Source organism: Paenibacillus sp. FSL H7-689 (assembly GCF_000517905.1).
GTDB classification, from domain to species: domain Bacteria; phylum Bacillota; class Bacilli; order Paenibacillales; family Paenibacillaceae; genus Paenibacillus; species Paenibacillus amylolyticus.
The window spans coordinates 168,349-180,081 of record NZ_ASPU01000066.1 but is presented as its reverse complement, the minus strand read 5'-3'; the positions used below and the strand labels follow the sequence as shown (position 1 = coordinate 180,081).

Genomic DNA, 11,733 nt, shown 5'->3' with positions numbered 1-11,733 from the left:
CAGAATATTTCTCGGAAGGTGTTTTGTGATCGGGCTGTTCAATTAAATTCAACTCATATACAAAGAAGATATGAAGCCTTACAGCTTGTCCACCTGTAACAAAGTCACCTGTTTCACGGTGCATGCCGGGTTAATTTGCTCCTCGGACAGAATGTTCAGCTTGATGAGGCTTTTCAGCTTATGGCTGTCTACCTTGGACAACAATCGCCAGATGTCCGGGTCTGGAAGAGAAGCATACAGCTTCTGATCATCGTATTCCTTCCGGTTCTGAAGCACTGTTTTCACGGTGTAACCACCAACCTGCGTCTCATAGACCCCTTGTTCTGCACAATACGCGACAATCTCATCTCGTAGTACAGACAACTGCTGCTCAATATCTTTTTGCTGCTGTTTCAGTTCAAAGTAGGTTTGCACTTTCTGCTCCATATCGATCACGCTCCTCTACTATCATAGGTATGCGAGGATCGCTAGTTTAGGACTGACTGTTTATTTTATTTAAAATAGTGGTCTTTCTATTACTTAGTCGTATACTGTCGTCATTGTATATCCTCGTATTACGATTACAGCAGATTTTCATTCAAATATGGATTATGGACAGTCATGCTGTGAACCCGTTCCATTACATTTGGCCCCATGGGTACATTCCCAACGCGCTTTAACAGAATCCAGCGAAGACAAGCTACAGCTTCAAAAACCTGCTCCTCTTCCAGCGTGTACGTATAACTTGCAGAACGTGCAAATTGAGCGCGATACATCTCGCCATAACTTTCCCCATTATAGACGGTGATCAGAAACACAGACCATGCCATATCGTACCTTGGATCACCATCCTGCCCATTAGTCCAATCGATGATGGTGTACTGGTCGTCCATCTCAAGAATGTTTCCCAGATTATAATCGCCATGAATCAAGCGATCCTGTCTGATCTGGACCTGCTGGATCAAGTTTGCCAGAAGATCATTTATATCGTCATGTAACTCAATTTGAGGAAAAAAGTATTGAACAAAATCGTACCTGAATATGTATTCTTCATCTTCTCCAGTACCCACTTTATTCACCGGATAACGATGGACCTCCATTAATCGCTCAGCCAAATGTGTCATTTTGGTTGGTGTTAATTGGGTAATCGGCTTTCCATCATAGCTCGTTAACAGCACTTGATTCTCTTGCTCGTCTAATCCCCAACCGTAGGGTTTGGAAACACGAATTCCACTTTGATAAAGCTTGGACAATAATCGATATTGTTTGGCGATATCCGGTTTGGAATCCTTGTCCCAGACTTTCAATACGTACGACTGATCTTCCATTTCGATTCTCATCACACTCGCTTCCAGTCCAGGTGGCAAGGGAATGATCTGATACTCCTGTTCCATCACCTGCTGGATACGTTCATCCAGTTCAATCCAATTCATCTGGCTAAGTTGAATCGTCATCGTTCTCCTCCTTCCATGATACACAAGATTAGATTATAATCGTTTATCAAATACCTTCTGCCATTTCTTCTCTTCATATCCGATAGCTATATAAAACCGATGTGCAGATTCCCTTTTTCCGTTACAACGTACCCGAATGTTATCAAAGCCGTTAACCCGAGCCCATTCCTCGCATTCGCTCATGATTATCTTACCAATCCCCATCCCTTGATGAATCCCATCCACAACTAGTCCACCAATCTCGGCAAAAGATGGACTCTCAATGGAATGTCTTCCCTGTACATGGCCCCAGCCTACGACCCTCGAATCAATCTCAGCCACACATACATAATGGTCTGGTAAGGAAGAGAGACGAGTTAATCTCTCCTTGATTTCTTCAGTTGTACTGACATAACCCAGTTGATGGGATAATTGGCTCATCACTTCACCATCCTGAATCGTAGCTCTCCTGCAATGAATCATCACTTCTCCTCCGTTCATTCATGTCATGCCGCTCTCTCCCTGTTAGTCAGGTATAATCAGGCCTTTGCCAATGACATTGGCGGATACTGGCTGTTTGCCCAATTCTCTGGCCCATACCGACAGCTGTCCCATATGGTGGATCTCATGGGCGATCACATGTCGCATAACTTCTCCCCATGAATATGTACTCGTCTTGCCAGCTGAGCGATAATCAATAAAAGCTCTTTTTTCCATACTCGAATCCCATGCTGTAACCAATGCCTCCACATCAGGACGTAACTTGCGATCGAGTCGCCTTACCGCCTCAAGATTCTGGTAGTTTGCAAAATCTTCTGCATCATCCGGTTTGCCCTGAAGCAACTGAAGCCAGCTCCACTCTACATCAATGATATGAAATAACGTTTGTAATATGTTGCCTACTCCGCCCGTGCGAGGCCGAAGCAATTCTTCAAGCGGTACATCTTCACACCACACATACCATTGCTCACGCACCATCCAGTTATAACGGAAGAATGTTTCCATTGGTATATTCCCCTTTATCGGCTATATTTTTCAGAGAGATTTGATCAATTCTGTATTGGCAAAGGTATCCTCCGAATGTTGAAGATCACCATAAATTCTACTAATCTGATTGAATCCGGATTTGATCCAGAAGCGTAATGCAGGCCAATTTTTGAGCGCCACGTTAATTCGAATTTCCTTGTAACCAAGTTCGGAAAAGTGACGCGTCAATGCCTGAATTAATTCTTGTCCATCCCATTGATGCAAGTACCGACTGGTCTCATATATGGACTCGAGTTCAGGAATATCGGATTCTTCCACATTCGAGACAATAAGTCGGTCTGACTTCCATTCTACTGGAAGTTGCTTCATCGTAATCACTCCATCTTTATATCTATATAAATTAAACTATTGAATATTTACACTTACCATTCCGATGACAGAACAACCTTACGATCGTTGTTATCCCCAAATTTTTTTGATTCATTTTATAATGGGAAACTCAGGGGATAAGCCTATGCTTCCGATGCAGCTTTCTTTCAGAAAGCTATTAGGCGAACACTTCGCTTCTTCAGGTTTTTTCTGTCCTCTCCATTTCGTGTAAATATTCAGTTCAATTTATTTAGTTAATTTCTTTTTTATATATAAGATCACATGAATTCCTGCATAAATAAACAGGACATTGAACAAATATAGAAGTACATTTAAATAGATGCCAGATATAAACCAGATAGTTCCCTCAGAATTAGCATAATGATAATCCGTAAAGAATCGGAGCGGGAAACCATACTCTGTTCGGAGCGGTCCATCTTCAGTATGTAAAGTTCCAGGAATACATAGGATGGCTAATACAGCAAGCCAGGCTGATAGATTCATTATTCTTTTGTTTATCGTCAATACATCTCCCCCTTATGCAACACTAACGGTATCTTCACCAAAATATGTCCCTTCCAACTTTTGATCCAAAAAGTCTCTTAAGTCCTTTTGATCAAGTATATATTTCGAATCTCTATTAAATCTGCTTTTTGTGGATACAATAATCTGTTTCCGATTGTATTGAATTTTAATTTCAGCGTTATGCTTTAATCTCAGGGCAATTCCCGCACTAATGCTTCCTGTGACATCATCTACTGGTATTTTGGCTGATTACGGGGCTGCATTCAGCCAGCCGACTATACGGCTAATGTCTTCTTTACTTAACGTAACATTGTCAATGCTAACGTGTGCTCCACCGTCACCTGTCCTGGTGTACATGACTATGCTCATCTCTGTGCTTATCACTTGATTTCTTGAAATCGGCTTATTTGGATCAGGGTTACTCGTGATTAGAAAATACAAAAACATGATTGCCGCACCTATGAAAAACCAGAATCGCCTACGTTTTCCTAGCATTACAGCGCATTCTCCATATCCACCACGTTGGCAAACAGTCTCAGTACCGTATTGTGATGTGCAATAATCTGCTCTGCTTGAAGCGTCTTTGAATTCCATGTGCTGTGCGCATCTTGAAGCAGATTGACCGTGTAACCCAGACTGTACGCTCTGCGGCAAGTCGTGTCTACACATACCTCAGTCTGCATACCCGCGAGAATCAACTCCGTCACGCCATCTTCTTGCAATTTCAGATGCAGATCGGTTTTGTGAAACGAATCCGGTGTCTCTTTTTCGATGACGAGGTCACCAGCAATCGGTGCAATGGACGGATGAATGACCCACCCCGGAGTTCCTCGTTCCAGCGGACTGCCTGCCCCTTCGCAGTGCTGTATATATATGATGGAATGCCCTGCTTCACGGGCCTTGGCAATTAACATCTGGATCTTCTGAAGCAATTGTTCCCCTTGATAGACGGGATCTGCTTCATCAAACATCGCTACCTGTACGTCAATGATTAGAAGTGCACAATGCGTTGCCATTTTGCTTTCCTCCTGACAAATCAATTTAATTCAACTCTTTCTTCTTCGTACCTTTAACAAAACTTCCAATCCCATATCGATCAGTACAAATAGAATAGCGGCAAGAACGCCAAATAAGGTCAGAACTAACGTCTCTTTGAAATCCAAGATTGCTTCTCCTGCGCCCATGACCAGATAATAGATGTACATGCCTAAAACTCCAGCACATGCATAGCCTAATATCCTCGTACTTAGATACAACACATGATTAGGGAATTGTATTCGGCTGAGCAGATAGTCTAGCAATATCGATAAAGGTAGACCGATCAACAGGATCAAGGGAGTCGCGTATACCAGATAAATAAGAATGTAAAAATCAAAACTGTAGGATTCATTCATCGATATGAGACTTGCAGCCAAAGTAAAACAAATGATGGTTAGAACGGTTGTTATCAGCTTTCTTCCCATGTTCATCTCATCACTCCAATACAGTTATCTCTATTCATTGGATGTGCTCATGCGTCAGATTTTGCCGGCTGCCATCCGATTTCTTGAGACCAACGATGTGCTCTCTGTAATATACTCCACACCATTGGTCCTTTTCCTTCAACATATTTGGGACGCTGATCTTTATACAATGACATGAGTCTGTGCTTTTCTTCTGCATATTTCAAACAATCTTCTGGATGCTCCCTTAAATAGTCTCTGAACAGCAAGGTCATCTGCTCGGAGAAACTGCCTGCCTGTCTAACGTGTATATGTATCCTTCTGTTTCCGGGTTCTTCACGAAAGTAACGTTTAGTCTTATCTGGATTTTCTGCTCTAAATACAAATCCGACTGTTTCGATCTCATGTTTGTAGTCCAACAAATTTTCATACTGGGAAACAGATATTTGTATATCTATGATGGGTTTGGCATCTATTCCAACAATTGAAGTGGACCCAACATGGTCAATCCGCACGGCCCTTTCTCCTAACGCGTCTCTTAGTTTCGAACCCGTTTCGAGAAACAAATCACGCCATGCCGGGTCATACTTTGCAATTCTCCATTGATCCTCCATACAACTCCTCCTTGGTTATCCAATCAAGCTATATAATTAAATAACACGTTCTTTTAACCTTTTGTTACATGTAGATTATTTAGTGATGCCATATAGATATCATGCAAAATCATCATTATTTATCCCTAGTTCTATTTGTTTTTGGGATTCGATCATATATTCGTACACATCATCAATTTCTGTTATACCTTTAATATTCTCTTTTAACAGTTCAATAATTAAATTATAATCACTCTCTCGCATCTTTATATCTTCCATATAGTTATCGTTATAGTCATTCATAAAATCTAATTTGTTCTTATAAAATCGAAATCTCTCCAAAACATATACTTCCTTAAGATTAATAAATAATGCTACAAAATCCTTAAAGTTTCTGGCCACTAAAGTTACTTGATTACCAAACGCAGTAGGTTGGATAAAGATAACCGGAGCTTCTTCCAAATCACTAATGGATCTGTTGAACGTAAAAAAAGCAAAATGGTCACCGTCTGCCCCTGTTCTTCCAAATATGATGGCATCATCTGGCGTACAATAGTATCTATCATCATCATTGTTAAAACTAATATAAAAACCCATATAATCGTCGATGGTTCCAACATGTTGTTCACGTAATTTCTTATCTATTCGAACGATGTCTACTAAGGATTCTGGCATTTTATAATGTACTTGCAAGTTTAAATTACTCTCTTCTATTGGCATTTATTAATATATCTATATTTTGACACAAATTAAAAAAAAGAGAAGGACCCTTAGGCCCTTCCCTTAACTTCTTAATGATAATCACACTTGAAATTTGTAAACTCAGCTGAAGTATCTTGCCCGCTCGCGTATAACCCAATAAGTACGCCTGTAAAACCTCCTGCCACCTCCGAGGATAGGTATCTCGTCTGTGCCGTGCCCAGCAGAATCTCTTCACCATCTGCTTTAAACAGGAAACTGTAGCGTTCCTGGCTTGAGCGGATCACCAGCGTTGCATGCTGTTTATTTCCCAGATCCACTTCATGTTCTCTCGATTTGATATCACCGATATTTAGACGCTCGATCACCTTATAGCCGTCCTGTTCCTGACGAATAGCCATTTCATAATGATGATTCTCATCCATGTAGATCGTAATACCGGCCTCGCCATTCGTCAGACTGACATCGACAGAAATCGTAGCATTAAAGTCTTTTTGACGTAACCCGATGAACGTCGGGGATGCTGGAACGTCCAGCGTTACATCGGTTCCTATTAGCGTAAGCTTGTCTGATTCAAGCTGATAATGCTCTGCATTCGGATGACGAAGGTAACACCAGTCGAGGTTCCAATCTGTATTTTCAAACGTATAATGCTTCTTATCCTGCTGGATCACCTTGTCGGGAATGCGATTGGTCTCAAAACTCGTCAGCGTTGTGCCTTCATGCCCGGCTGTAAACCATCCGTCTTCACCAAAAGTGATAGGAGTCAGGAACACTTCCCGGCCCAGATGATGGTACGTAGCCCATCTGCCAATCTGACGGAACCCTAGGTGAAAGAGCCACCAGTTTCCCAAATCATCCTGAACCAGGTCACCATGTCCAACCCCCTGCAACTCATAACCGCCCAAATTACGATTGGTCAGAACTGGATTGTGTGCATAAGCTTCGAACGGACCCGAAGACGAAGTTCCCCGAGCATACGTAACCATATGACCATACTCCGTACCGCCCTCAGCTGCAAGCAGGTAGTAATGTCCGTTTATTTTATACAGATGCGGGCTTTCCAGATATCTTCCGCCAGTACCATTCCATATCGAACGACTCGGGGTCAGTTTGCGCCCAGTTTCAATCTCAATCTCACACTGGACAATTCCGCCAACGCCTTCATCATCCACCCCATTACTCATGAACAAGGTCTTTCCATCTTCAAAATACAAATCTGGATCAATACCGCCTTGATCCACGTTAATAGGCTCTGACCATTCTCCGTAGATATCGTCCGTCCATACATAGAAATTCTGATGTGTCGTATCATTCGTTGTCACCATGTAAAAACGTCCGTTATTGTGCCTAATGGTTGGGGCAAATACGCCCCCGGAACTGCTCACGGTCTCCAGCTCAATCTGACTTTTACGAGTGAGGCAGTGACCAATCTGCTTCCAATTCAGCAAATCCTTGCTCTCAAAGAGCGGTACGCCCGGAAAGTACTGAAAAGAACTACACACCATATAGTACGTATCGTTGACTTTGATTACACTAGGATCTGGATAGAAACCTCTAACAACAGGATTATTGTATTTCACTATACTCCACCTCTTATGCTAAAATTCATAAATATAAGAATCCAACTTTGTAGCAACTAAAAAAATTAAACACCATTGGTTATAAACTTGCAATGAATCTGGATTGTATCTTGGAACTAATTTTATTAAATTAATATATATGTGATTTTAGAAGATTGAGGGTAGGGAGTTGTGCAGATGATCAAAGCAAATGGGGAGCCCCAGTTCCTTCCTTTATATGAGGCGCTGGCAAGCGAAGTCAGATGGAGAATCATGGATATGATTGCAGATCGCGAGAAGAATGTGAAGGATATTGCGGCAGCTTTAGAGCTTAGCCCCTCCATTGTCACGATGCATATTCGCAAACTGGAGGATGCGGGTCTAATTGGGAGCAGACGAGTGCGGATTAACGGAGGAACGCACAAATTATGTTACCTCAAGCAAAATCAGATTGAGATCGAGCTGCCATCCCCAAGCCAAACTTCACGAACCAGAGAGCAGACAATATCCGTAGGACACTATACTGCTTTTGATATCCACCCCACCTGTGGGCTAGGAACACTCGAGAAAGAAATCGGCGTATGGGACGATCCACGTTACTTCCTTGATCCTGAGCGGGTACACGCCGCTATCCTGTGGTTTGGGAAAGGTTATGTAGAATATAAAACACCTAACTTTGTACTTCCCGACCAGACAACCGATGCTATTGAGATTTCCATGGAACTGGCGTCTGAAGCTCCGGGATTACGGGATCATTGGCCTTCCGATATTCGCTTCACCTTCAATGGCGTTTCTCTTGGAACGTGGACAAGCCCTGCCGACTTTGGCAGAGCAGCGCGCGGCAAATATACACCAGAATGGTGGCATCGCAATGTGAATCAATATGGATTATTGAAGACCATCCGAATTGATGCCTCCGGTACGTATATGGATGGTGAGCGGATGTCGGATATTACTCTTGCGGATGTTAAGCTTAGCGAACCGTTCTGGACGCTTCGTTTTACGGTTGACGAGGAAAGCCCCAACGTAGGTGGTTTAACGATCTATGGTGCCGGTTTCGGTAACCATGACCAGGATATTGTTATTCGTGTATTGGGTTAACTTTTGTGGTCTTAGCCTAATCATTTGGTGTCTATAACCACCTTTTCAATTGAATATGATGAGCTTGACAATCTACCATATACCTAAAGAAGGCATATCGTAGATTGTCAGGGTGTTAATATAAAATTTTGGTTATGTCGAATGATAATTGTTCTCCAGGTAGGGAAATACCGATCCTCACTTTTTTCGACCTGCTCCCATCAACAAAAAAAGCGCCCAAAAAGCGCTTTTAGTCTTTAGAGTCCTTTAACTTATTAAAAATGACGAACTGCACTTACAAATGAACTATTATCATTAAGTGATCCCCTGCATAATAATTGGTTAGCTTATACTATCATTACTCCATAACATTCTAAAATTTGCTGTACGCAGACTAATAACCAGAAATCGCATCACTTAGAATCCCTTCTAGCTCAGCTCGTATTTCATCGGGTGTCATTGTTTCAACCGGCTTGTACTCGCCATACCTATTGTAGTCTCCGCTATCATCATACACTGGCGTATTCTCCATGTAAGTATCTGTACTTTGCGTGTTTCCACTATAGGAGTCGCTTTCTCGAGTTGATGATTGTTTTTGTTCAGAGCGATAAGATGCATATGAGTCCTTTACCATCTCTCCATTTTTGTACAGTTTTATGTAATCATCGAAGCTTATCATTGGATCACTGCGTCCTTCTTCATATGATTCGTGGGTATATTTGTAATATGAAACCAAGTCAGCGTTATGACCGGTATACCCTCTAGGTATAGCATATAGTGATTCAAGTGCTTTCTCATCTTCTCCGCCCTGCCCATATACATGGTACATGGCATATTTGTACATCATCTGAATATCCTTGCTTGGATTCGAAAGTTGATCCACCAATTTTGCTACCTCTAGGTATTGGCCAGTTGCTAGATATCCATTAATGGTGGACCAAACTTGATCATCTTCAGGCATGAGTTGAGCTGAAGATTCTCCTTTACTAAACTCATAAGAGTACTCAACCATTCTTCCCCATATCTCGTCATCCTTCACATACTCTCCGGACAGATTGATGCCTTGTTCACCTATAATCTCTTTCACATTTTGAGGTTGTACATTGGCTGTAGGTGTAGTGATTGAGACAATATACTTGCCATCTGGAAGCCCCTTCCCACCTGAAGTAAACGGCTCACTTTGAAACATACTGTTATAAACATAGGCCTTCGACTGAGCGCTGTATCCCCCTTCACTCTTCACGGATAACATCAGTTCCATATCTGCCGGCAGATTCGTATTACCACTAATCGCGAGTCGATCATCTCTATCGAATTCTGCATTCACAGATATCTCCACCTGGATGGGCTGCTGTTGCTCCGTTTTTATCTCTTCAAGCTCCACTTGTTCAGACTTATCTGATGAACATCCTGCAAGGATCATTAGTAGTGCACTTGATAACATAAACATTCTTAAATACTTCATATGTATTCTCCTTTGATATTGCTTCGGTAATTTATGCTAATGTTTGGTGTACCAGACATCCAGACATGATTGTGATTGGGTTCAAGCAAGAAAAAGCCTCACTAGTCAAACTGACTAGCAAGGCATACGCTCAATTTCAAAAGCTTCCCAACCAGGTGTTCCAAGCTTCTTTATTTGACGGCTTACCAGAATCATTTAATTTCATGTATTCAAGTAATTGGTCCAGGTTGTTTGAATGGTTAACTCGATAATCCTGTATAAATTGCAACATTGCTTTATAAACAATTAGATCTAGTGGAGAGTACGTTGGGGAATCCGTTGCTCCGCCATCTCCATTACCATTTCCTCCACCGACCGGTACTTCAGGAGGGGCAACAGTCACAGCGTCTGCTGAAGTAAACGTACCCGTATCTCCAATATAGGTAGGATAACTAATCGCAATTTCTCCTGTTAGGCTATTCCCTACTCGACCGATGTTGGGTTTTTCAAGAGTCGTTATTTCTCCGCGGCTATTCACAATTCCCTTTAAAGCGGGGATCGTCAAGCGTGTTGGGAAATTTTCAGAGAAAGACAAAGGTTTATAATGAGCAAAAGGATACTGCACAAAAAACGTTGGCTTAACACTTTTTAAAGTAGGCTTTATACCTAACTCCTTTACTACTGCATAATAAGCGGCTAATGCATTAGGGTATTTATTATTTTTTAAGGGGCTAGAACTAGGTAACGAGTATGTTTCATTAAAGCCTACCCTATATATAGCTCCAATTTCATCTACCTGTACCTCCCTAAGGTAAATATCTTTGCCGTACGAATTCTTCATAAATCCAAGTTCACCAAATCCTACTGTTTCTTTAGATGCATCCACATATGAATTCGTAATAACCGAATTAATCGTAGCCACTTTATCTATTTTATTGGTCGAAGCATTGATCAGGGCTCCCGCACCGAAATATTCATCGAATTTTTTCACAAGATAAATTTGTGCATCTGAGTCCCATTGAAGACTATATTTTCTATTTGTCCCCCAAAGATCATCTAAACCCTTGATTGAAGATGTAATAGCGGCTTTTGTAGCCGTATCCGCATCTTGCCAAGCCTGTTTTCCAAAGTCATGCACTTGCTCCATAATAGCGGGTTCAATACCGGTTGCGTTCCCCGCTGCTGCAAGGAGTGCTGTTCCACCCCACTGCATGATAGCACCCGCTTCCAGTTCACCAGAAGCAAAGTCTCTACTTGCAGCCTCCGCTTTTACTTGTACCGCTACCACAAACAATAGAATAAACACGTTAAAAATAACAAAAGTCCTTTTAAAAAGATTATGCTGTTGATGATGCACTTGGTATTCCTCCTAGTATGTATGTCTCTTTAGATCATTGAAATTCTATAACATTCTTATACTACCACCAACCTCTCCAGCAGGATAAATCTAACAGCTTTCACATTATCTCAGATATAACTTTTAGAGTAAATACGTCTTCCTATTGAATCAATCTTTCTAGAATCAATACATCACAAGGACTGCATATCGGATGGCTTAATCACGACGGTTTGGACTCCTTCAGGTACTTAATATTAACTGAAAGTCTACTCTCCATTTGT

The 11,733-nt window shown here is 41.7% G+C and carries 13 protein-coding genes; 1 reads left to right on the top strand and 12 read right to left on the bottom strand.

The genetic code is table 11. The annotated features are described in order from the left end of the window. Window positions 1-78 precede the first annotated feature (78 nt). The 10 genes from C170_RS29015 to C170_RS28960 all read right to left on the bottom strand — a co-directional run bounded on the left by C170_RS29015 (window position 79) and on the right by C170_RS28960 (window position 7,610). Window positions 79-426: a hypothetical protein gene (locus C170_RS29015; RefSeq protein WP_081746078.1), complete on the bottom strand. Its 348-nt coding sequence runs from the start codon at window positions 424-426 to the stop codon at window positions 79-81. 134 nt (window positions 427-560) lie between these two features. Continuing rightward, window positions 561-1,433 (bottom strand): aminoglycoside phosphotransferase family protein, encoded by an 873-nt coding sequence (locus tag C170_RS29010; protein ID WP_036617161.1) that lies wholly within the window; start codon window positions 1,431-1,433, stop codon window positions 561-563. A 33-nt stretch (window positions 1,434-1,466) separates the two neighbouring features. Continuing rightward, window positions 1,467-1,895 carry a GNAT family N-acetyltransferase gene (locus C170_RS29005; protein ID WP_051447463.1) on the bottom strand — a complete coding sequence of 143 codons (429 nt, stop codon included), beginning with the start codon at window positions 1,893-1,895 and terminating at the stop codon, window positions 1,467-1,469. Between the two features lie 42 nt (window positions 1,896-1,937). Continuing rightward, window positions 1,938-2,417, bottom strand: a complete 480-nt coding sequence (locus C170_RS29000) for a DinB family protein (protein WP_036617157.1) — start codon at window positions 2,415-2,417, stop codon at window positions 1,938-1,940. A gap of 30 nt (window positions 2,418-2,447) precedes the next feature. Beyond that, window positions 2,448-2,768: a GNAT family N-acetyltransferase gene (locus C170_RS28995; RefSeq protein WP_036617154.1), complete on the bottom strand. Its 321-nt coding sequence runs from the start codon at window positions 2,766-2,768 to the stop codon at window positions 2,448-2,450. Between the two features lie 1,019 nt (window positions 2,769-3,787). Continuing rightward, on the bottom strand, window positions 3,788-4,309 hold the full coding sequence (locus C170_RS28980) for a cysteine hydrolase family protein (protein ID WP_036617145.1): 522 nt from the start codon (window positions 4,307-4,309) through the stop codon (window positions 3,788-3,790). Between the two features lie 30 nt (window positions 4,310-4,339). After that, on the bottom strand, window positions 4,340-4,762 hold the full coding sequence (locus tag C170_RS28975; protein WP_036617144.1) for a hypothetical protein: 423 nt from the start codon (window positions 4,760-4,762) through the stop codon (window positions 4,340-4,342). A gap of 41 nt (window positions 4,763-4,803) precedes the next feature. Further along, window positions 4,804-5,349 (bottom strand): GrpB family protein, encoded by a 546-nt coding sequence (locus C170_RS28970; RefSeq protein ID WP_036617141.1) that lies wholly within the window; start codon window positions 5,347-5,349, stop codon window positions 4,804-4,806. Between the two features lie 99 nt (window positions 5,350-5,448). Beyond that, on the bottom strand, window positions 5,449-6,021 hold the full coding sequence (locus C170_RS28965) for a hypothetical protein (RefSeq protein WP_036617140.1): 573 nt from the start codon (window positions 6,019-6,021) through the stop codon (window positions 5,449-5,451). Between the two features lie 98 nt (window positions 6,022-6,119). After that, window positions 6,120-7,610, bottom strand: coding sequence for a glycoside hydrolase family 43 protein (locus tag C170_RS28960; protein WP_036617137.1), 1,491 nt, complete (start codon window positions 7,608-7,610; stop codon window positions 6,120-6,122). Window positions 7,611-7,787: 177 nt separating this feature from the next. Between C170_RS28960 and C170_RS28955 the strand changes: the two genes are divergently transcribed. Continuing rightward, window positions 7,788-8,690 carry an ArsR/SmtB family transcription factor gene (locus tag C170_RS28955; protein WP_036617134.1) on the top strand — a complete coding sequence of 301 codons (903 nt, stop codon included), beginning with the start codon at window positions 7,788-7,790 and terminating at the stop codon, window positions 8,688-8,690. 373 nt (window positions 8,691-9,063) lie between these two features. On the opposite strand, the gene C170_RS30290 is transcribed toward C170_RS28955, so the two are convergent. Both C170_RS30290 and C170_RS28940 read right to left on the bottom strand, forming a co-directional pair. Beyond that, a complete protein-coding gene (locus C170_RS30290) occupies window positions 9,064-10,134 on the bottom strand; it encodes a hypothetical protein (protein WP_051447462.1) in 1,071 nt (356 codons plus the stop codon). A gap of 136 nt (window positions 10,135-10,270) precedes the next feature. Next, complete coding sequence (locus C170_RS28940; RefSeq protein WP_036617131.1) at window positions 10,271-11,470, bottom strand: hypothetical protein; 1,200 nt, start codon at window positions 11,468-11,470, stop codon at window positions 10,271-10,273. Between the last annotated feature and the right edge of the window lie 263 nt (window positions 11,471-11,733).

Coding starts and splice junctions, on each gene's coding strand:
- C170_RS28995 (WP_036617154.1), bottom strand. CDS start 2,768: ATGAAGCAACTTCCAGTAGAATGGAAGTCAGACCGACTTATTGTCTCG.
- C170_RS28955 (WP_036617134.1), top strand. CDS start 7,788: ATGATCAAAGCAAATGGGGAGCCCCAGTTCCTTCCTTTATATGAGGCG.
- C170_RS28975 (WP_036617144.1), bottom strand. CDS start 4,762: ATGAACATGGGAAGAAAGCTGATAACAACCGTTCTAACCATCATTTGT.
- C170_RS29015 (WP_081746078.1), bottom strand. CDS start 426: ATGGAGCAGAAAGTGCAAACCTACTTTGAACTGAAACAGCAGCAAAAA.
- C170_RS29005 (WP_051447463.1), bottom strand. CDS start 1,895: ATGATTCATTGCAGGAGAGCTACGATTCAGGATGGTGAAGTGATGAGC.
- C170_RS28980 (WP_036617145.1), bottom strand. CDS start 4,309: ATGGCAACGCATTGTGCACTTCTAATCATTGACGTACAGGTAGCGATG.
- C170_RS29010 (WP_036617161.1), bottom strand. CDS start 1,433: ATGACGATTCAACTTAGCCAGATGAATTGGATTGAACTGGATGAACGT.
- C170_RS30290 (WP_051447462.1), bottom strand. CDS start 10,134: ATGAAGTATTTAAGAATGTTTATGTTATCAAGTGCACTACTAATGATC.
- C170_RS28970 (WP_036617141.1), bottom strand. CDS start 5,349: ATGGAGGATCAATGGAGAATTGCAAAGTATGACCCGGCATGGCGTGAT.
- C170_RS29000 (WP_036617157.1), bottom strand. CDS start 2,417: ATGGAAACATTCTTCCGTTATAACTGGATGGTGCGTGAGCAATGGTAT.